The sequence below is a fragment of the Caulobacter sp. GW456-12-1-14-TSB4 genome (assembly GCF_059424195.1).
This window is the reverse complement of the sequence record NZ_JBWKZF010000050.1, coordinates 1-19856: the sequence shown is the minus strand read 5'-3', so window position 1 is coordinate 19856 and position 19856 is coordinate 1. Positions and strand designations below refer to the sequence as shown.

Sequence of the window (19856 nt, the reverse complement as noted above, 5' to 3'; positions counted from 1 at the left end):
TTCCGTCACGGCCCCACGCCCCCCCAAGATCTGGGCTCTTCCGCGCGGTCCCGGTGGTGACCCCGGCCGGGGCCACTTCGCGCCTGCCGCTGACGCTGGTGCTGAGCTACCTGATCGCGACCTTCGCGCTGTTCCTGCTGTGGCCGATCAACTGGCCGATCTACCACGCCGCCGACTGGGTCCGGTTGATCGCCTATGTCGCCCTGTGCCTGGCGGTGGTCGCCGGCTGCGCCGTCTTTGGCTCGGCGGGGGAAGCGCGGGTCGTCGCGCCCTTGCCCTGGCTGTCGATCCTGCTGGTCGCCGGCGCGGTAGTGGCGGCCTTGCTGCTGATCCCGACCAGCTACGCCTACACGGGTCGTCCGCCCTGGGAGGCGCTGGACAGCCTGCGCGACCAGGGCGGCGCCTACAAGCGCCTGCAGACCCAGCTCCTGGCCACCACCGGCCAGCGCAACGCCGTTGTGGCCCTGCGCGCCTTCACCTCGCCCCTGACCTATCTGGTGCTGCCGCTGGGCATCACCCGCTGGAACACCCTGGGCTGGACCAGCCGCGCGGCGGTGCTGGTCACCGTGCTGTGCTCGATCGTCTTCTCGATCATGCGCGGCACCGACAAGGAGATCGCCGACCTGTTCGTGGTCGGGGTCGCCGCCGCCTTCGTCGCGTTCGGCCGCAGCCGGGCGCTGGGCCACCAAGGCTTCGCCCTGATCCGCCGCTACTGGTCGTGGGCGCTGGTGGCGGTGATCTTCGTCTCCATGGCCCAGGGCCTGTTCATCGAGCGCAAGGACCAGCGACTGGGCGGCTACATCAACCGCTCGGTGGTCTGCGCCAACAACAGCCGCATCTGCGCCGATCTGCAGAGCCCGTGGATCGCCTGGCTGCCTCTGCCCCAGCGGTTCGGCGCCACCCTGTTCATCCTGTCGACCTGCTCGGGCTACTACGGCTTGGATCTCGCCATGGAGAAGCCGTTCGACCCGGCCTTCGGCGTCGGCCACTCGCCCGCCGCCCTGTCGGTCTATGAGGCGATCACCGACGACCCGTCGCTGCACCTTCGCACCTACACCTATCGCAACGGCGCCGACCGCTGGTCCGAGGAATACTACTGGTCGACCCTGATGACCTGGCTGGCCAACGACGTCGGCTTCGCCGGCGCGGTGCTGGTGCTAGGCCTGATCGCCTGGTTGTGGGGCCTGTGGTGGCGGGAGGCGGCGGCGGGCATGAGCGACCCGGCGGCGGTGCTGTTCTGCGTGGCCACCACGACCATGGTCTACCTGCCGGCCAACAATCAGGTCCTGGCCAGCTACGATGGCTATGTGATCCTGGCGGTCTGGATCGTGGTCTGGCTGTGGCATCGCGGGCGCTACGCCCTGTCGGCGGCCGTGAACGCGTGACCCGCTTCGCGTCGGTCCTCGCCTTCTACGGCCTGCGCGTGGCTGTTGGCCTGCTGCTGCTGAAGCTCTCGGCGCGGTTCCTGCCCGTCGCCGGCTTCACCGAGTTCTCGCAGTTCCTGGCCTTCGCGGCCCTGCTGAACCTGATGGCTGTCGGCGGCGCCCAGAGCGGGCTGATCCGCCAGGCGGCCGCGGCCAAGGACGGCGAGGATCTGGCCGCCACACGCGGCGCGGCCTTCCTGATCTGGGGCGGGGCCATGACCCTGGTCGCGCCGATCGTCGCGATCGCCAGCGGGATGATCTCGCACGTCCTGACCGGCGGCGCGGACCATTGGCCGGCGGTGTTGGGCGTGGCCCTGCTGACCCTGCCCTGTGGAGCGGGCCAGATCTGGTGCGGGCTCCTGTCCGGGCGCGGCCGGGTGGTGGCCAGCCTGTCCGCCCAGGGCCTTGGCCTCATCGTCAGCGCGGGGGCGGCCGGCTTCCTGATCGTCAAGGGCCAACCCATCGCCGCGACCCTGGCCTTCTGCGGCGGCGGCCTAGTGACCACGGCCGCCGCCGCCGTCCTGGCCGCATCGCTGAGGATTCCCGCTGTCGACTGGCGCGCCGCCCGCGAGCGGGTCAAGCCGCTGGTGCGCTACTCGGCGGCCCTGGCCGCGACCACGGGCTTCTCGTCGCTGATCCTGTTTGGCCTGCGCGCCCACTATCGCGAGGCTTTCGGTCACACGGAGCTTGGCTATTGGATGGCCGCCAACCGGATTTCGGATGTCTCGACCCAGCTCTTGGGCCTGTTCATGATCCAGTCCTACGTGCCGCGCCTGGCCCGGCTGGACGATCCCGCGGCGGCCCGGCGGCTGGCCTTGCGGTTCTGGGCGGCCGGCGCGGCGGGCATGGCGGCGGCGGCCACCGTCTTCGCCCTGGGCTCGCGCCTCCTGGTGCATCTCTTCCTGTCGGACGCCTACCTGCCCGCCATCCCTGTGATCCAGACCTACATGATTGGCGACACTTTCCGGGTCTGGGCGTGCGTGGCGATGTACAGCGCCTTCGCGCGCGGCCGACCGGGCCGCTATGCAGGCATCGAGATCGGCGCCGTGGGGCTGATGGCCATCATCACCGCCACTCTGGCCGCCGCCGGCGAGGGCCGCGCGCCGCAACTGGGCTACGCCCTCGCCTACGCCATCGTCGCCGTGGTGGTCAGCATGAACATGCTGCGAGGAGCACGGGCCCGCCAAGCACTGGCCTAGTCGGCGACCGCTTCCAGCACAGTCACCACCGTCCGCCGCACATGAAAGACCGCGTCCAGGCAACGCGGCGCGGCGGCGCGGACCGCCGCGCGGATCACGGGATAGGTCGCCAGGAGCGCCACGGCTTCCGCGAACTGCCGGGGCTCCCCGAACGGCACGCCCACCCCGACCTTGTGGTCCTCGAGGATGTCGACGAAGTCGTTGCCCGGCTCGATGGCGGCCACCACCGGCAGGCCGGCGCGTAGGTAGTCGATGGTCTTGCTGGGGATGCTGAAGGAGGTCACGCCCGGCGTGGTGGCGACGAGACCGACGTCGCAGGCGGTCAGCAAGGCCAGGTACTGGTCGCGCGGCAGGCCGGCCAGGTGGACGACGTTCCCGTCCCTGGCCGCCTCGGCCTGAACCATTGGCGCCAGGCGGCCATCGCCGACGAAGAGATACAACGGGCCATCGTCCGGGCTCGTCCGCGCCGCCGCCAGCATCTGCTCGAAGCCCCGCCCCTCGACCAGCTGGCCGCCAAAGACGGCGATCGGACGGTTGGGCGGCAGGCCGTGGCGGGCGCGGACCACCGCACGATCGACCTCCGGCACGGGCGAGATATCCGACCAGATCGGCGTCACCAGGACCTTCTGCCCGGGTCGGACCCGCCAGCGGCGCCGCAGGTAGTCGGCATTGCCGGGCAGAGTGCAGATCACCGCCGAGAAGTCGCCCAACAGGCGCTGCTCCCAGGCGCGCGCCGTCCAATAGGGCAGGCCTCCAGGGATGCGGCCGATCTCGTGATGGTGGTCCGGGAAGAAATCCCAGATGAACAGGATCCGCCGTCGGACGCCCGCGCGCTTGGCCGCCGCCAGCACGGGCGCGATGGCCACGGCCGGCATCCAGGCGATCAGGGCGTCGAAGCTGGCCAGGTCAAAGGATCGGCGCGTCACGCGTCCGGCCCGCAGGCCGCTGAGCACGAACTTGCTGGCTCCCCGCACGACGGCGCCGAACCCCTTCAGCGACGGGGCCGGGCAGCGCACGACGCGCACGCCCGAGGGCGTCGTGAAGATCGCCTCGCCGGCGTCCGGCGCGGCGGTCCAATCCAGATGCAGGACCTCGACCGTGTGCCCCTCGGCCGTCAGGGCGTCGGCCAGCTCGGTCGTCATATAGGACTGCCCCGGCCCGACCGGGTACTGCATGCAGACCATCAGGAAGCGCATGGCGCTCAGGCCTCGCGCCAGACCGTTCGCCGCACATAGTCGGTATAGCTGAGGATCGTCCGAACCACCTTGTCGGAGACGTTGGGCGCGGCGTAGTCGGCCGGCAGGCGCACCGTGCGCGTCTCGCCCCGTCCTTGCCCTTCCAGCAACGCCAGGCCCTGCAACACGCGCTCGGCGCCCAGGCCCGTCATCATCACCGCCCCCTCCTCCATCGCCTCGGGCCGCTCATGGGCCTCGCGGATGTTCAGGGCCGGGAAGTTCAGGATCGACGACTCCTCGCTGATCGTGCCGCTGTCCGACAGCACCGCCCGGGCGCGCATCTGCAGGGCGTTGTAGTCGAGGAAGCCGAACGGCTTCATCAACCGCACCCGAGGGTCGAACGCCAGGCCCAATGTCTCGATCCGCTTGCGGGTGCGCGGGTGGGTGCTGACCACGATCGGCAGGTCGTAGGCGCCGGCGACCGCGTCCAGGGTCTCGACGAGCCGGCGAATCTGGCGGTCGGAATCGACATTCTCCTCGCGATGGCAGCTGACCAGGAAGTAGCCCTCCGGCTCCAGGCCCAGCCGCGCCACCGCGTCCGAGGCCTCGATGCCCGGACGGTAGTGAATCAGCACCTCCAACATCGGGCTGCCGGTCTTGACGATCCGGTCGGCCGGCACGCCCTCGGCCAGCAGGTAGTCGCGGGCGATGGTCGAGTACGGCATGTTGATGTCGGCCGTGTGGTCGACGATCCGGCGGTTGGTCTCCTCGGGCACGCGCTGGTCGAAGCAGCGGTTGCCGGCCTCCATGTGGAAGATCGGCACGCGCCGCCGCTTCGCCGGGATCACCGACAGGCAGCTGTTGGTGTCGCCCAGCACCAGAAGCGCGTCGGGCTTCTCTTCGGCCAGCGCCTGATCGGCGGCGATGATCACCTTGCCGATCGTCTCGGCCGCGGTCTCGCCGACCGCGCGCAGGAAGCGGTCCGGCGCCCGCAGGCCCAGCTCGTCATAGAAGACGCCATTGAGCTCGTAGTCGTAGTTCTGGCCGGTGTGGACCAGGACATGGTCGGTCCAGCGGTCGAGGGCGGCGGTGACGCGCGACAGGCGGATGATCTCGGGGCGCGTGCCCACGATGGTCATAACCTTCAGCCTACGGATGGTCATACGGCCGCCGCCACCGTGTCGGGCCGGGCGCGGTCGAAGACTTCACTGGCCCACAGCAGCGAGACCATCATGTCGCGGCCGACATTGGTCACGTCGTGAGCCCAGCCGGGGATGGTCTCCACCACCACGGGTCGCTCGCCGCTGGTGCGCACCTCGTGCAGGTCGCCCGTCAGGATGTGGCGAAAGCGGAACAGCGCTTCGCCATGGACGATCAGGAATTTCTCGACCTTGCTGTGGTGGTAGTGGCCGCCGCGCGTCACGCCCGGATGGGCCGTGAAGTACGAGAACTGGCCGCTAGTCGGCGTCTTCAACATCTCGGTGAAGCTGCCGCGCGGATCGGTATGGGCCACGAGCGGATAGCTGAAGGCCTCGGTCGGCAAGGCTGCGACGAAGGTGGCGTAGAGCGCCCGGGTCAGCCCCACGCCCACCGACTGGATCTCGCCGGCCAGACGGCCTTCGGCGAACCCCGAGAGGGTCTGGGCGACGTGGCCCACCGTGGTCGGGCGCACCGCGTCGATCTCCAGGAAGCCCTCGGCGTCCGGCTGCTTGAGGATCAGGTCGCACCACTGGTCGACCAGGTCGTCGACATAGAGCAGCGACAGCGGCGCGGCGGGATCGTCGACCCGGATGGGCAAGCCGCGCCCCAGGTTGTGGCAGAAGGTGGCGACACAGGAATTGTAGTTGGGCCGGGCCCATTTGCCGAACACATTGGGCAGACGATAGATCGCCGCTCGCGCCACGCCGCGCGCGGCCAGGTCCAGCACCAGCTGTTCGGCGGCCCGCTTGCTGGCGCCATAGGGCGTGTCGTCGTCGGCGCGGGTCGAGGAGGCGCAGATCACCAGCGGCTTGCGCCCGCCCCGCTCGATCGCGGCGGCGACCCAGGCGGCGTAGGCGTTGGTCTCATCGAACTCGGCCGGATCCTGCGGCCGGATCGCCCCCGCCAGGTGCACGACAACATCGGCGCTGGCCAGCTGCGTCTCGGCCTCCTGGCGCGGCGTCGCCCGGGAGATCGGCCAGGCCGTCATGCCCAGCTCGCGCAGCCGCACGATCAGATTGCGGCCGATGAACCCACTGCCCCCCGTGACGGCGACGACCGGACGATCAGATGTGCTCATGAGCCTCGGTTCCCTGGACGAAGGCGCGCACGTACGGCAGGCTGAGCAACAGCTCGGCCAGTTGCTCGACGTCCAGCCGGCGGGTGTTGTGGGAGTTGTAGTCGTCGATGGTCGAGACCTTCTTCTCGCCCTCGCTGACATAGGCGTTGTAGTTCAGGTCGCGGTTGTCGGGGCTGACGCGGTAGTAGCCGCCGCGATCCTCCGCGAAGGCCATCTCCTCTCGGCTGAGCAGGGTCTCGAACTGCTTCTCGCCATGGCGGGTGCCGATGATCCGCACCGGATGATCGGGCCGCCCCATCACCACCAGCACCGCGCGCGCCAGCATCTCGATGGTCACGGCCGGGGCCTTCTGGACGAAGAGATCGCCGTTGCCCCCGTGCTCGAAGGCGTGCAGGCAGAGGTCCACCGCCTCGTCCAGGGTCATGACGAAGCGGGTCATGCCAGGATCGGTGATGGTGATCGGCTGGCCGCGCCGGACCTGGTTCAGGAACAGCGGCACCACCGACCCGCGCGACGCCAGGACGTTGCCGTAGCGGGTGCCTGAAATGACGGTCTGGCCGTTGCGGGCGACGCGCGCCTTGGCGATCATCACCTTCTCCATCAGCGCCTTGGTCATGCCCATGGCGTTGACCGGATAGACAGCCTTGTCGCTGGACAGGCAGACCACGCGCCGCACGCCGTTGCGGATCGCCGCGTCCAGCACGTTGTTCGTGCCGGTGACGTTGGTGTTTACCGCCTCCATGGGATGGAACTCGCAGGACGGCACCTGCTTGAGGGCGGCGGCGTGGTAGATGTAGTCGACCCCGCGCGTGACGCTCTCCATGGCCCGGAAGTCGCGTACGTCGGCGATGTGATACTTGATGCGCGGATCGTCGAAGCGCTGGCGCTGGTCTTCCTGCTTCTTCTCGTCCCGACTGACGATCCGGATCTCGCCGACCGGCAGGCGCAGGAAATGCTTGAGCACGGTGGAGCCGAACGAGCCGGTTCCCCCCGTGATCATCAGCGTGGTGTCCGCGATGTCCTTCATGCGATGTCGCTTGCGCCTTATCGGCCGATCGATAATCCGGCCCCGCTGCATAGGTACCGGGACGATCGGCGGGCGTTCACGCGAACGAAACTTTCAGCGGCGGCGACCCGCGCGGCGAGCGCGGAGCCGGGCGTAGTCCTCGGCGATCCGTTCGATCCGCTCCAGTGTGTCCGCGAGCCCTGGCTGCCGCGCCGGCACGCACGTCGGTTTCGGCGGCAGGCCGGCGATCGCGTCGGTCAGCGCCGCGACCTCGACGACGGTCGCCGCGCCGCTGGCGATCAGTCCCGTGAACGCGGTGCGCGCCTCGTCGTCGAGGAAGAACGCGGGAACGCCGAAGGCCGCCGCTTCCCCCGCCGCGCCCGAGGCCAGGGAGACCAGCGCGCTCATCCGGCCCATCAGCACCGGTAGTGGCAGGCGCGAGGCCGGCTCGATCACGATGTTCGATCCTCGCAGCGACAACAGGTCGGCATGGTCGGCGTCCTGCGCGGGGGTCGAGGCCGGGTGGCGGCGGATCCACCACCGCCAGTCGGACGGCGCCCTGGCGATCGCCGCCGCCAGGGCTTGCCAGCAGGCGCGTCGTCCGCCGATCGGCTGCAGCGCGACCAGGATTTCCCGCGTCGCGGTCCGCCCGCCCGTGGCGGCGTCGAAAGCCGAGATCCAGGCGTCGGCGGTTTCGGGGTCGTCTTCCTGCAGGCCGGCGATCTGGCTGTGGCCGCCATGCAGGGCGCTGTGCCAGGGCTGGTCCAGCATTCCGGTCCAGCGCTCGATCCGCGCCGCGTCCGCCGCGCTCCAGGTCCAGAACAGGCCGGGCAAGGTGGTGTAGCCGCGAGGCGGCGGCGACCATCGATAGGCGCGGTGCGCATCGTCCTGCGGGCAATGCTGAAGATCGACGCAAAGCACCCCGTGGCGCCGGCAAGCCAGCGCGAAGGCCGGACCCAGTCCGGCATAGTGGGTGACCACGAACGCCACGGACGGCCGCGCACGACCCAGGATGCGGCCAAAGGCTTGCGCATGGGCCTGCGCCATCCGCGCACGCCGCGTCAGGCGCGCCACGGTCAGCGACGGCGCGGCGATCCCCAGGCTTGAGAGATGGTCCATGACCGCCGCATGATCGGGCAGGTCGGGCGCGAGGCCTGGCCACAGGGCCGCCGCCAGCGCGCCCCGAGCGGCCAGCGTATTGACCGCCAGGGTCGGCCGGGACCAGGGCAGGCGCGACAGGCCTCCAGGCTGCATGACCAGGATCGAGCGCCCCTGGCGCTCCAGCGCTGCGGCGATCGGCTCGCCATACCGATCGCGCCAGGCGCCGTGAACCTGGTCGAGCGAGACGCCGTCGCCCAGCAATAGAGCGTCGCTGCGGCGCGCCCGGGGCAGCCGGTGGGTCAGGTCGCGCCGGCTCTTCCACAGATTGCTGATCGGGGTCGCCAGGCTGCTCGCGGCGCGGACGAGGAACGGGCGCGGCGGTGGCGCGGTGTCTCCCCCTTGGCCGCGGAACAGGTCGAGGAACAGGTCCTGGCGCGCCAGCGGCCAGAGATCCAGGTCGCCCAGCCGCCAATCGGCCACCCGGCAGTCGCGCTCGATCGCGTTGACCGCCGCCCAATAGCGATCGAGCAACGGCGTCACGTCATCGTCGCCAGGCGATCGGCGGTCACCGTCACGACGGCGGCGCCATCCAGACGCCCGGCCAGCTTGGCGATCACCTCGCGCGCCGCCGCCGCGTGCATGTCGGGCGAACCGCCGGCGATGTGCGGCGTGAGGAAGACGTTGGGCAGTCGCCGCAGCGGGTGCCGACGCGGCAACGGCTCCTCCTCGAACGTGTCGAGGCAGGCGGTGATGTCGCCGCGCCGCAACCGTGCGACCAGCGCGTCAGGCTCGATCAAGGCGCCGCGCGCGACATTGATCAGCACCGCGCCGGGCCGCAAGCGATCCAGCTCGGCGGCGCCGAGGCCGTGATGCGTGGCGGGCGTCAGCCCCCGATGCAGCGACACGATGTCGGCCGCCAGCACCGCCGCCAGCCCGGCCGGCTCGGCGCCGACGGCCTGGATCTCGGCGGCGCCGGCGTGGTCGGAGTAGACGATCACACGGGCGCCGGCCGCGATCAGGCGGCGGGCGAAGGCGTTGGCGTTGGCGCCCCAGCCGACCAGCCCGACCACGGCGCCGGCCAGATCCCGGCTCGCGCCCGGAGGCGGCGACAGCGCGGCGAGCGCGGGGTGCGCGCCCACCATGCGGCGCAAGGGTCGCTCGACGCCCAAGCGGGCCGCGCCCCGCCGCGCCAGTCGAGCGCTTCCCAGCAGCAGGCCGGCCAGACCGCGCGGGGATGGCGTGACGCCCCAGTCGCCGTGCTGCATCGCCCGGCTGCCGACGAAAGCGCGGCGGCGGCCGAGAATAGCCAGACCGAGGGCGAACTCGGCGACGCTTTCGGCATAGGCGTGGCTGGCGTTGACCAGCGTCACGCCCCGCGCCAGCAGTCGGTCGGGCGCGTAGCGGGCCAGCGACAGGCCCACGACGCCCACCGCCGCCAGATTGGGCAGCCGGTCGAGCATCACCTCGCTGAGCGGCTCGGCGCCCTGGCCGAGGATCGCGGCGGTGACTTCCAGCCCCAGCGCCGATGACCGGTCCAGGTCCGCCGGCGAGATCAGGCGCCACGTCCCCGGCATCGCGCCGAGCGCGGGACGCAACCGGTCCGGCCCGACGACGAGCACGGTGTGCTCTCGCGCGAGAGGCGCCGGATGCGCCGTCGCCGGCGGAAGCCGCACCGGCCCATGATGGCCGGTCTCGATCAGCTCGGCGAGGAACAGCGACGGCGCCAGCGCGGCGATCGTGTTGGGCGGCGGCGGCCCTCCCGCCACGGCGGCGAGAAAGGCGTCATGCTCTGCGGCGAAGCTGTCTTCGAACGGCGACGGGCCGAAATCCTCCGGCGGTCCGCCGTTGCGCCGGACCGTCAAGCCCGCCTCGGTCAGGCGCCAGCTCTTGCCAGGGGCGTGGAAGGCGTATTCCTCACGCCGCTCGCCGGCCTCGTTGTCGCACAGGAACATGCCCTGCGCGCCGCCCGGCCAGGTCATCATCGCCGAGAAGACCCCACGCCCCTCCCGCCCGCCAGCCTGGGACGCCATAAGGTCGGGCAGGCCGCCCATCATATGGACCAGCGCGTCGAGCGCGTGGACGCCATTGCCGCTCAGCCAGCTCGCCGCGCCGAACGGCGGAGGCCGGCCATGGTCGGGCTTATGGAAGACGGCCTCGGCATAGCTCCAGCCCGCGCCGCCGGCCGACGCGCGCAGCCGCTGCAGGCCGCCCAGGAAGCGGCGATTGTGACCGCCGACCGCGACCAACCCGTTCGCGCGCGCCGCATCGGCCAGGGCGCGGGCTTTAGCGTAGCTTGGCGCGATCGGCTTCTCGACGAACAGGTGCTTGCCGGCCTCGAGCGCGGCGAGTCCCAGCGTGTGATGCAGCTGGGCGGTCCCGAACAGATAGACAATGTCGATATCCGGGCGCCCGATCGTGCCGACCGCATCGCTCCCGGCCCGGGTGAAGTCAAAGCGGCGGCCAAGATCGGCGGCCGCGGTCGCGCGCAGGTCGCAGATTTCCACCAGATCGATCCGGCCCGCGCGCTGAAGGCTGGCCAGGATCGGCAGGTGCAGCAGGGCCGCCGTCTCGCTCGCGCCGACAACGAGCGCGCGCGGGAGCGTAGAAGCTGGAATGGCGCGGGCTCGATCCGACATGGCTTTGACCGGTGAGTATCCGGCGGGCGCGGAATGGTTCGCCCGGTCTTGGCCAAAAGTCGTCGGTCCCTCCCCGCCAAGACCGTGACGCCGTTGAACCATGAGGACCGCCCCATGGAACCCATGGGCGTGAGCGGAACGTCTCAGCATGTGAAGAGCGCCGACAGCGCCTGGACGTTCGCGCGAGCCTTTCTGGGCTTCGCGCGATATCGCGCCGCCGTGGCGGCGATGCTACTCGCGCTGGGCGCGGTGTTCGACGGCGTCGGCCTGCTGATGCTGGTTCCGATCCTCGACGTCGTGCTGCGGGCGCCAGGCGCGCCGCTCGCGGCGGGGCGGATCGCCGCGCCACTGCTTCACTTGGTCGAGGGCTATGGCCCGACGATGCGGCTATCATTGTTGCTGGGCGTCTTCGTGGTGCTGGTGGTCGTCCGCGGCGTGGTCCATACGGCGCGCGACCACTATGTCAGCCGCCTGCAGCTGGCGTTCGTCGAAGCGGTCCGGCTCGACCTGATCCAACGCCTGGCCTCGGCGGGCTGGCAGCGGCTGATCCAGGTCAGCCACGCTCGCATCGTCCAGGCCCTGACCGCCGAAATCCATCAGGTCGGCGTGGCCGCCAGCTGGGCGGTGCTGGGGGCTGGCGCGCTGATCACGCTGAGCGCCAGCGTCGTGTTGGCGGCGTTGCTGTCACCCCTGGCGGGCGCGCTGGCGCTCGCGCTGGCCGGGCTCGGCATGCTGGCCTGCTATCCCTATCTGCGGCGGGCGCGCATCCTCGGGCGCGCCGTCACCACCGCCAACCTGGGGCTCACGGGCAGCGCGATCGCGTTCCTGGCCGGCCTGAAACTGGCCACCGCGCAAGGACTCGAGCACGGCTTCGTCGCCGAGCAGCATGCGACGTCGACGGCGGCGATGCGGGAGCGGCTCTCGTTCCTCCAAGCGCAGATCGGCGGCCGCAACGCCGCCCTGGCGCTGGCCGCGCTGGTCGGCGCGGCGACCCTGGTCGTGGGCCTGGGCGTTCTCCACACGCCAGCCTCGGTGCTGCTGACCTTGCTTGTCGTTCTGTCGCGGATGACGTCGCCAGCCCTGATCCTCCAGCAGGCGGCCCATCACATCCTGCACAACTTGCCGGCCTTCGACGCGATAAGCCTGTTGCAGCAAGACCTGGGCGCTCCCCCCATCGCCGACGTCGCCACCGCCGAGTGGGACGGGACGACGGAGATCGTTCTGAAGGGCGTCAGTTTCCGCTATTCCGACGAACCCGTCAGCCTCGGCGCCATCGACCTCGTCATCCCGGCGGGCGCCTTCATCGGCCTGAGCGGACCGTCGGGATCGGGCAAGACGACCTTGCTCGACCTGATGTCCGGATTGCTGGCGCCAAGCGCGGGCGCGATCTCCATCGGCGGCGCCGCCTTGTCCGGCGACACGTTGCGGCGGTTTCGCGAGCGGCTGGCCTATGTCACGCAAGAGCCGTTCCTGTTCGACGACACGGTCCGCCGCAACCTCGCCTGGTCGAACCCCAGCGTCGGCGAACAGGAGATGTGGCAGGCGCTGGCGCAGGTCGGCGCGGATCAACTGGTGCGACGGCTGGACCAGGGCCTCGACACTCGGATCGGTGAGCGCGGCGTGATGTTGTCCGCCGGCGAGCGACAGCGACTGGCGCTGGCCCGCGCGCTGCTCAGACGTCCGGCCGTCCTGATCCTGGACGAGGCGACCAACGCCATCGACATCGCCAGCGAGCGCGGGATTCTCGAACAGCTGTCGAGGCAGGCCGGGTCCATGACGATCATCCTGACCGCCCATCGGCCCGAAAGCCTGGCGCTGTGCAGCGGTGTGATCGCCATTCCCGGTCGAGAGCGGCTCACGAACTAAATAGTCGCGGGTCTTTCCTGGCCTGGACGACGCGCGTCAGACCAAGCCGTCCAGCGGCAAATGCGCTCGCAGGAAGTCGATGGCCGCGCCAGGATCGTCGGAGAGAGTCAACCGCCAGCCGCCGGCGGCCGCCAGCACGCGCGCGATCTCGGCGGTCTCCCTGGCCAGCAGGTCGAAACCGGGATCCAGCCGGCAAAGGCCGGCGGTGACCGCCCCGGCGTCAAGCGGGGTCAGAGCCAGGCGCTCGCCGCGTTCCAGCAGCACCACCACGACCTTTTCCGCCGGCTTCGACGCCGCCAGCGTCATGGGCGCCACGGCCTTCAGCTTGCCGCCGCGTAGCCGCAAGCCTTGCGTGAACCTCGGCGCGTCCTGGGGAAACACATGCAGGGGCCGGACCAGGCCCCAGGCCCTCAGGCGCGGCTGCAGCTGGATGTACAAGGTGTCGTCGGACAGGATCGGAAGCCCGCGCGACATCGCCGCCAGGGCCAGGGTGCTCTTGCCGGAGCCGCTAGGCCCCGCCAGCGCCACGGCCGTGTCGCCGAGCATGACCCCGGCCGCATGCAACGGCGTGCGATCGGCGCGGGTCAGCAGCCACAACATTAGGGTGTCGACCACCCGCACCGCCAGGGCGGCCGGATCGCCCGCCAGCCGCGCCGCGACCACCGCCCGCGCCGTCCCGGTCGCCGCATCGGCCTCGCCTGTCACGCCATCACCGCGCAGGGTCAAACGCGCGCCATCGACCCGGATATCCTCATCGCCCTCGGCGACGTCGCCGACCTCGAGCTGGATTTCGATCCGGGCAGCTTCGCCCTCGCCCTCGCCATACGCCTGCCGGACAGCATCCAGCAGCGCTGGCGTGCTCGATCTGAAGACCACCAGCGCGCCCAGGAATTCGATCCTGATGAAGACATCCCCACTCATGATCGGAAGTGCGCACGGCGAGTCCATTGGTTCAAGAATTACACGTCTAAAATATACATGAACCAACTCTCCAACATTGATCGCCATTTCCACGAAGCGTGTATCTCCCAAGAGGAGGTGGCTCGCCGCTTCCAGTGGGCCAAGCGTCAAGGCAACCCCGCCTGGCTCTGGCCGGACATCACCGTCGAGGCCTGGCGCGAAGCCTTGATCGCGATCACCGCCGCTGTCCGCGCGGCCCTGGCCGGTGCGCCCGCCCTGCTGGATGGCGATCCGGCCGCCATCGGCTTGGCCGGCTATACCTCCGGCGTCGGCCCGCTGCTGGGCTGGTGGACCGAGACCGGCGCCCTGACGCCCTCCCCCGCCGTTGCACGCGTGCTGGCCCAACACCTGCGCCACAACCGCATCCGCGCCGCGCGGCTCGAAGCCGCCGCCAACGCGCTGGTCGGCAAGCTGGCCGAGGCCGGGGTCCTGGCGGCCGTGCTGAAGGGCGCCGACACCGCCCGCGCCTACTTCCCTGATCCCGGCGTCCGACCAGCCTCCGACATCGACCTGCTGGTCCACGCCGATCAGGCGGCCACCGCCGAGGCGGTCCTGCGCGATGCGGGCCTGATCGTGGCTTCGCGCGGTGAGCGCGAGAGCAGCTGGCGCCCGCAAGGAAGCCCCGCCGCGCCGCGCTCTCTGACCTTTGTCCATGCCGATGATCCGTGGTCGATCGATCTGCACACCTCGCTGGACCTCATGGTCAGCGCCGGAACGTCGCTGGCCGCCCTGGACGCCGCCCGTCCTCTGGAGAGCCGCCGCCGCTGGGCGGTGCGCCCCGAGGCGATCGCCCTGGAACAGCCGCTCCTGTTGTTCCACCTGGCGATCCACGCCGGATCGGGCCTGCAGAACCTGACCCTGCTGCGCCTCGTCGAACTGACCCTGGTGATCCGCCAGGACGTGGCGGCCGACCATCTGTCCTGGGACGCCTTCCTGGCGTTGGGCCGCCAGATCGGCCTGCTGGGCTTTGCCTATCCGGCGCTGAAGCTCTGCGAGGACCTGGCGCCGGGCTCCGTCCCCTCCCAGGTGCTGGACGCCTGCGCCCACGCCGCGCCGCCCGGCGTGTCGCGGGTCCTCGGCGGCCTCAACCCCGCCAACGCCCACCGCATCGAGCGCAGCTCGGTCGCCGAGCACTTCATGTGGACCAGCGGCTGGGTCCAGCACGCGCGCCAGCTGGCCGCCGACATCGCCCCGCGCGTCAGCTCCCTGCGGGCCTTGTGGTCAATCTACGAGAAGCGGGCGTGGCGCCTGGTCCGGGGCCGCGTCAGCCGCTAGCGGCGCAGGCTGCGGCGCCGCCAGGGGCTCGTCGGTGATCTGGCTCTCGGGCCGCAGATGGCCATAGGCCTGGCTGTCGTCGGGCCTGGTGCGCGCCCACTTGCGGATCAGCCGCAGCAGCTTGGGGTCGTCATAGTCGGCCTTGGCCCAGCGCCGGCGCGCGGCCAGGCTGCCCAGGACCTTGCCCCATGGCCGCGTGCGCTTGTCGTGCACCGACGGGAAGCGGCTCTTCAGCACCAGTTCGAAGTCGTCGATCCGCGCCTTCACCCGCCGCTCCATCCAAGGCAGATCGGGATCCTCGTGGGTCATCCAGGTCACCCACTGCGGCTCGATCCACTCCTCCAGCGTGTCGGGCGTGCCGGCCAGGGCGTCGACATTGCCGTAGGTTTCCTTGCGCTGGGGCGTGGGCGTGTAGAAGTAGCTGATCAGCTCCATGTCCGGATTGACGGCCTTCAGCTTGCGGATGAAGGCCATGGTGTTCTCGGCCTCGCCCTCGGCCTCGTCTGGATCGCCGAACACGAACGAGAACTCCGGGACGATACCGAACTCGCGGGTCTTCTTGGCCGCCAGCAGGATCTGGTCGGTGGTCGTGCCCTTGTTCATCTTGGCCAGCACCTCGTCGGAACCCGACTCCGCGCCGCAGAACACCATGGTCAGGCCGGCGGCCTTCAGGGCGCGCCAGGTGTCGTCCGAGAACCGCTCCAGAGCATCGACCCGCGCCTCGCACCACCAGCGGATGCCCAGCGGCATGAAGGCGTCGGCGATGGCGCGGGCGTGCTGGTCGTTGAGGAAGAAGTTGTTGTCGTAGAAGTGCACGGAATCCATGCCGTGCTCGCGGACCAGCCAACTCAGATGCTCGGCCGCCCGGGCCGGGGTCTCGACCTTCTCCTTGCGGCCGAAGACCGAGATCACGCCGCAGAAATTGCAGGCATAGGGACAGCCGATCGAGGCCTGATAGACGCCCGAACGCCGCCCCAGGAACGTCGGGTGCAGGTACTGGTCGACGTCGATCTTATGATACGGCGGATCAGGCAGCTCGTTGGGGCCGACCCAGATGCGCTCGGGAGCCTTGAAGATCGAGCCGTCGGCCTGCCGGAAGGCCAGGCCCTTGACCGTCTTGGGGTCGCGCTTGCCGGAGATCACGTCCAGCAGCTCGATGAAGGTCTGCTCGCCCTGCCCGCGCACCACCCAGTCGACATAGGGCGCGTTCAGCACCGGCTCGGGATAGAGGCTGCCGAAGTTGCCGCCCCAGACGATCGGGATATCCGGATAGCGCCGCTTGATCGCCTTGGACAGCGGCACGGCGTTGACCAGCTGTGGCCCCGGCATGACGGTCAGGGCCACCACCGTGACAGGATCGTCCCCGCCAGCGCGAGCGTCGATGTGGCCGCAGATCTCGGCCAGGATGTCGATGTCGGGCAGGTTGCCGTCGATGATCTCCCAGCTGATGTGCGCGGGCAGCGCCGCGCCGATCGCCATCACCGACAATGGGAAACGCCGGTTCGAGGGCTTGGTGGCTCGGGGGTTGATCAGCAGGATCACGGCCGTTCGCCCACCCAGACGTCGAAGCGCGAGGGCGCGCGCTGACCGCACAGGCGCGCCCGCAGCGGCCGGGCCTCGTACCACAGGGGATAGAGCACCCGGTGGCGACGCCAGCTCAGGTCCGAAGCCGCCGCCAGACGCTCGCGGGTCAGGAACTCGATGAACGGCGGGGCCAACAGCACCGCCGCGCCCGCGCCGAAGGTTTCGACGGCCTTGGCCTGCTTCTCGGCGACCATCGCCAGGCCATCGGCCTCGCGGTGGTAGAAGGGACTGTCGACGATGACGATCTGGCCGCCGGGCCGCACCACGCGCATGACCTCGGCCAAGACCGCCTTCAAATCTAGCGCGTAGTGCAGTGAGGCGTTGAACACCGCCAGATCGGCGCTGGCCGTCGGCAGCGGCACGGCTTCGAACGGCGCCGCCAGCAGACGAATGCGCCCCGCGGCGCGGTCCGCCAAGGCTCGCGCCGCGCCCAGGCCGTCGATCTCGTCCTCGCGGATGTCGATGGCGACCGCGAAGTGACCCTCGCGCGCCAGGCGCCAGCTCAGCCAGCCATTGCCCGCGCCCAGGTCCAGCACCGACAGCGGCCGGCCTACCCGCGCGGTCAGGGGCTGGACGACATCGCGCATCAGCGTCTCGAAGCTGCGCACCCGCACGCCCCACTGGCGCGCCTGGGGACCAGTCTTCAGATAAGGCAGGACGGTCAGGGTCTCGGGCGCCAGCCCCCGCCCCTCGGCGGCGCGATGGCGCGCGTATTCGGCCGCGAAGGCGGTAAGATCGGCGCTCATCCGCCAACCTCCGCCTCGGTGCGCACGAAACGATGCAGGACGTGGTCGCCCAGGCCCGCCAGCGGCCGCGCGGCAAAGTGGTCCAGCGCTTCCAACCCGGCCAGCAGACGCGGATGGCTTGAGATCCAAGGCTCGGCGGCGCTGGGCGGCACGAATACCCCCACCCCCACCCTTCCCGCGGGACGGAACCACGGCGAAAGCGCCCAGGCCAGGTCGGCCGAGCGATGGTAGCGCACGGTGAAGTCCTGCCCGTTCAGCCGTGCGGCGACGTCGCCCCGGACGGCCCGGCGGAACATGGCCTTGGGCCGCCCGCGCAGGCCTTCCACCACCCACTCGCCCGGACAGCAGGTCCCGAAGGTCACCAGCAAGGCCGGCGCGCCTGGCCTCAGGAGTTGGGCCAGGCCGCGCGCGAACCCCGACAGGTCGGGCACGCAGTTCAGGGCCGCGAAGTTGGAATAGGCCCCGTCGAACCTGGGATGGACGGCCAGACGTTCCAGGTGCTCGGCCGCCGCGACCTGGGCCCTGGCGCCCGGCCGTCCGGCGAACTTGGCCTGCGCCACCCGCACCATGCTCGGCGAGGCGTCGGTCAGCAGCACCTGGCGACCGCGATCCAGCAGCCAGGTCGCGTCCTCGCCCGTTCCACCGCCCACCTCCAGAAGCCGCGCCCCTTGCGGAAACGCTCGCGCCAGGGCCGCGCGCACCACGCGCCGCTGGGCCGCGACGCTGAGCCAGGAACCGAAGCGCCCGTCGAAGCCGTCGGCCATGGCGTCGAACGCCCGCGCCGCGGCCGGCATGTCGGCAAGCCCCATCACGCTCAAGCCCCGACCGCCAGGCTCGAGGGCGCGGGCGAGCGGTGCAGGGCCGCCTGGACCTCCAGGGCCTGCCACGCGCCATCGTCGCAATGACCGGTATCGACCTCACGATGCAGCACGTCGCGCACCTTGCGATAGAAGGCCGAGTCGTAGGTCCCCTGGAACAGCATCGCCAGGTCGCCAGTGTCCTTCCAGTTCTTCTGGCGCCCGAGTTGGGCGCGCACCCGATCGTGGAAGACCGTGCCGGGCAGCGGGTAGGCCACCGAGACGCCGATCTCGTCGGGGGCGGCGTCGCGGATCAGGTCGCGGGTCGCCAGGAGGTCTTCCCAAAGCTCGCCCGGATAGCCCAGCTGGATGAACCAGCAGGCCTTGATCCCATGGGCCTTGAGCACCCGGGTGGCCTCTCGGGCGGCCTCGACCGTGGCGGCCTTGTCCATGGCGTCGAGGACCTTCTGGGACCCGGTCTCCACGCCCAGCCATACCTCCCGCGCGCCGGCGGCGGCCAGGGCGGCCACCGCGCGCTCGGTCATCAGGTTGACCCGCGATTGCATCGAGAACGGGATGACCGCCCCGGCTCGGGTCACGCCCTCCGAGAAGTCGCAGATCCAGTCGACGTCCAGGCCCAGGATGTCGTCGGTGAACCACAGATGGTCGGGCGAGATCTCGGCCTTCAGCCGTGCCATCTCGGCCACCACGTCGCCGGGCGAGCGCACCGTATAACGCCGCCCGAAGGTCGGCTTGGCGCACCAGTTGCAGGCATAGGGGCAGCCGCGCGAGGTAGCGATGTTCCAGGAGAACGTCCCGTGGGCGCCCACCCAGGCGTCGCGATAGGCGGCGACATCGACAAGGTCCCAGGCCGGGTGCGGCAGGGCGTCCAGATCATGCATCGCCCGCCGGGGCGGGCTGGCCTCGCCGCGCCCGCCGCCCTCTGCCAGGACGAGGCCGGCGACGGTCTCCAACCCCAGTCCCTGGGTCCAGCGCTGGACGGTCTCGGCCACGGCATCCTCGCCCTCGCCCAGCACGACCGCATCGGCACCGGCCTGGAGATAAAGCCCCGGATGGTCGGCGGCGTCGGGACCATTGACCGCGACCTTGCAGCCTTGGGCGCGCGCGGCGCGGACCATGGCCAGGGCCGTGTCGCGGCGCACGGCGGTGCACATCTTGGTGAGGAAATTGAAATTGTCCTCCATGAGGACGACCACCGCCGGGCGCGTCTGCTCAAGCGCCAAGACGAAGGCCTGCGGCCCCTCGGCGAAGGTGGCGTCGAATAGCGCCACCTCATGCCCCGCCCGCCGCACCAGCGCCGCCGCCAACAGGGTTGATAGCGGTGGATAGGGCTTCATCTTCTCGCGCTGTTTGGCGTCTTGGATGAGGAAGAAAGAGTGGCCAAACAGGATCACGCCCAGAATTCCCGTCGAAGCTGGCGGCCGATACGCGACCACGTCCAGACGCGACGGTATTTCAGCCGGTCATGCGCAGCAGGCGCTGTTGGGAGGTCTGTTTCCCCGCATCATGGCGAGGTTCATCAACGTCACGAGAAATCGTCACGGACCGTGCGATGGAGACCTACGGCGCGCTGGCGCGGCGGTTCCACGAGGTGATGCGGGACTTCGAAGGAGAGGAGGTGCGCAGGACGCTGTGCGAACTGATCGAAGGCGTCGTGTTGATTACGCTGGACAGGAATGGGCCGTCCGACCCGAGAGTCCGCCGCGTTCACGCCACTCTGGATTGCACCTCTAGGTATGAAAAAACCCTGGCCGCGCGCGGACAGGGTGGATGTTGGAACGGTGTAGG

General features: G+C 70.3%; 16 protein-coding genes. 5 read left to right on the top strand and 11 right to left on the bottom strand.

Translation table 11 applies throughout. From position 1 onward, the window contains the following. Together AC07YH_RS25705 and AC07YH_RS25700 are read left to right on the top strand one after the other, a co-directional pair. A partial coding sequence (locus tag AC07YH_RS25705) for a hypothetical protein (RefSeq protein ID WP_494749735.1) occupies nucleotides 1–1385 on the top strand: 1385 nt, incomplete at its 5' end. Next, nucleotides 1382–2623, top strand: coding sequence for an MATE family efflux transporter (locus AC07YH_RS25700; protein ID WP_494749734.1), 1242 nt, complete (start codon nucleotides 1382–1384; stop codon nucleotides 2621–2623). The genes AC07YH_RS25705 and AC07YH_RS25700, both read left to right, overlap by 4 nt. On the opposite strand, the gene AC07YH_RS25695 is transcribed toward AC07YH_RS25700, so the two are convergent. The 6 genes from AC07YH_RS25695 to AC07YH_RS25670 all read right to left on the bottom strand — a co-directional run bounded on the left by AC07YH_RS25695 (nucleotide 2620) and on the right by AC07YH_RS25670 (nucleotide 10819). Further along, entirely contained in the window at nucleotides 2620–3819 is a 1200-nt protein-coding gene (locus AC07YH_RS25695) for a glycosyltransferase family 4 protein (protein ID WP_494749733.1), read from the bottom strand. The genes AC07YH_RS25700 and AC07YH_RS25695 overlap by 4 nt on opposite strands. Nucleotides 3820–3824: 5 nt before the next feature. Continuing rightward, a complete protein-coding gene (gene wecB, locus AC07YH_RS25690; protein WP_494749732.1) occupies nucleotides 3825–4961 on the bottom strand; it encodes a non-hydrolyzing UDP-N-acetylglucosamine 2-epimerase in 1137 nt (378 codons plus the stop codon). After that, nucleotides 4958–6076 (bottom strand): polysaccharide biosynthesis C-terminal domain-containing protein, encoded by a 1119-nt coding sequence (locus tag AC07YH_RS25685; RefSeq protein ID WP_494749731.1) that lies wholly within the window; start codon nucleotides 6074–6076, stop codon nucleotides 4958–4960. Before AC07YH_RS25685 ends, wecB begins: the two co-directional genes overlap by 4 nt. Then, nucleotides 6063–7103, bottom strand: a complete 1041-nt coding sequence (locus AC07YH_RS25680) for a polysaccharide biosynthesis protein (protein ID WP_494749730.1) — start codon at nucleotides 7101–7103, stop codon at nucleotides 6063–6065. The genes AC07YH_RS25685 and AC07YH_RS25680 overlap by 14 nt, the downstream gene beginning before the upstream one ends. A gap of 93 nt (nucleotides 7104–7196) precedes the next feature. After that, a complete protein-coding gene (locus AC07YH_RS25675) occupies nucleotides 7197–8723 on the bottom strand; it encodes a hypothetical protein (RefSeq protein WP_494749729.1) in 1527 nt (508 codons plus the stop codon). Then, complete coding sequence (locus AC07YH_RS25670) at nucleotides 8720–10819, bottom strand: NAD(P)-dependent oxidoreductase (RefSeq protein WP_494749728.1); 2100 nt, start codon at nucleotides 10817–10819, stop codon at nucleotides 8720–8722. The genes AC07YH_RS25675 and AC07YH_RS25670 overlap by 4 nt, the downstream gene beginning before the upstream one ends. 129 nt (nucleotides 10820–10948) lie before the next feature. On the opposite strand from AC07YH_RS25670, the gene AC07YH_RS25665 reads away from it, so the two are divergent. Further along, entirely contained in the window at nucleotides 10949–12685 is a 1737-nt protein-coding gene (locus tag AC07YH_RS25665) for an ATP-binding cassette domain-containing protein (RefSeq protein WP_494749727.1), read from the top strand. Between the two features lie 36 nt (nucleotides 12686–12721). Here AC07YH_RS25665 and AC07YH_RS25660 read toward each other — a convergent pair whose 3' ends face one another. Next, complete coding sequence (locus tag AC07YH_RS25660; RefSeq protein ID WP_494749726.1) at nucleotides 12722–13606, bottom strand: ATP-binding protein; 885 nt, start codon at nucleotides 13604–13606, stop codon at nucleotides 12722–12724. 117 nt (nucleotides 13607–13723) lie between these two features. Between AC07YH_RS25660 and AC07YH_RS25655 the strand changes: the two genes are divergently transcribed. Then, a complete protein-coding gene (locus AC07YH_RS25655) occupies nucleotides 13724–14920 on the top strand; it encodes a nucleotidyltransferase family protein (protein ID WP_494749725.1) in 1197 nt (398 codons plus the stop codon). On the opposite strand, the gene AC07YH_RS25650 is transcribed toward AC07YH_RS25655, so the two are convergent. The 4 genes from AC07YH_RS25650 to AC07YH_RS25635 are packed head-to-tail and all read right to left on the bottom strand — an operon-like array spanning nucleotide 14867 to nucleotide 19405. After that, nucleotides 14867–16462: a B12-binding domain-containing radical SAM protein gene (locus AC07YH_RS25650; protein WP_494749724.1), complete on the bottom strand. Its 1596-nt coding sequence runs from the start codon at nucleotides 16460–16462 to the stop codon at nucleotides 14867–14869. The genes AC07YH_RS25655 and AC07YH_RS25650 overlap by 54 nt on opposite strands. Further along, entirely contained in the window at nucleotides 16459–17250 is a 792-nt protein-coding gene (locus tag AC07YH_RS25645; RefSeq protein ID WP_494749723.1) for a class I SAM-dependent methyltransferase, read from the bottom strand. Before AC07YH_RS25645 ends, AC07YH_RS25650 begins: the two co-directional genes overlap by 4 nt. Then, nucleotides 17247–18059 (bottom strand): class I SAM-dependent methyltransferase, encoded by an 813-nt coding sequence (locus tag AC07YH_RS25640; protein WP_494749722.1) that lies wholly within the window; start codon nucleotides 18057–18059, stop codon nucleotides 17247–17249. Before AC07YH_RS25640 ends, AC07YH_RS25645 begins: the two co-directional genes overlap by 4 nt. 5 nt (nucleotides 18060–18064) lie before the next feature. Continuing rightward, the gene (locus AC07YH_RS25635; RefSeq protein WP_494749721.1) at nucleotides 18065–19405 is read right to left on the bottom strand and encodes a B12-binding domain-containing radical SAM protein; all 1341 of its coding nucleotides are present in this window, start codon (nucleotides 19403–19405) and stop codon (nucleotides 18065–18067) included. 215 nt (nucleotides 19406–19620) lie between these two features. On the opposite strand from AC07YH_RS25635, the gene AC07YH_RS25630 reads away from it, so the two are divergent. Beyond that, a partial coding sequence (locus AC07YH_RS25630; RefSeq protein ID WP_494749720.1) for a hypothetical protein occupies nucleotides 19621–19856 on the top strand: 236 nt, incomplete at its 3' end.

Bases quoted from the DNA above. Each gene is read 5' to 3' on its own strand.
- AC07YH_RS25695 (WP_494749733.1), bottom strand. From the start codon at position 3,819: ATGCGCTTCCTGATGGTCTGCATGCAGTACCCGGTCGGGCCGGGGCAG.
- wecB (WP_494749732.1), bottom strand. From the start codon at position 4,961: ATGACCATCCGTAGGCTGAAGGTTATGACCATCGTGGGCACGCGCCCC.
- AC07YH_RS25685 (WP_494749731.1), bottom strand. From the start codon at position 6,076: ATGAGCACATCTGATCGTCCGGTCGTCGCCGTCACGGGGGGCAGTGGG.
- AC07YH_RS25680 (WP_494749730.1), bottom strand. From the start codon at position 7,103: ATGAAGGACATCGCGGACACCACGCTGATGATCACGGGGGGAACCGGC.
- AC07YH_RS25670 (WP_494749728.1), bottom strand. From the start codon at position 10,819: ATGTCGGATCGAGCCCGCGCCATTCCAGCTTCTACGCTCCCGCGCGCG.
- AC07YH_RS25660 (WP_494749726.1), bottom strand. From the start codon at position 13,606: ATGAGTGGGGATGTCTTCATCAGGATCGAATTCCTGGGCGCGCTGGTG.
- AC07YH_RS25645 (WP_494749723.1), bottom strand. From the start codon at position 17,250: ATGAGCGCCGATCTTACCGCCTTCGCGGCCGAATACGCGCGCCATCGC.
- AC07YH_RS25640 (WP_494749722.1), bottom strand. From the start codon at position 18,059: ATGGGGCTTGCCGACATGCCGGCCGCGGCGCGGGCGTTCGACGCCATG.
- AC07YH_RS25635 (WP_494749721.1), bottom strand. From the start codon at position 19,405: ATGAAGCCCTATCCACCGCTATCAACCCTGTTGGCGGCGGCGCTGGTG.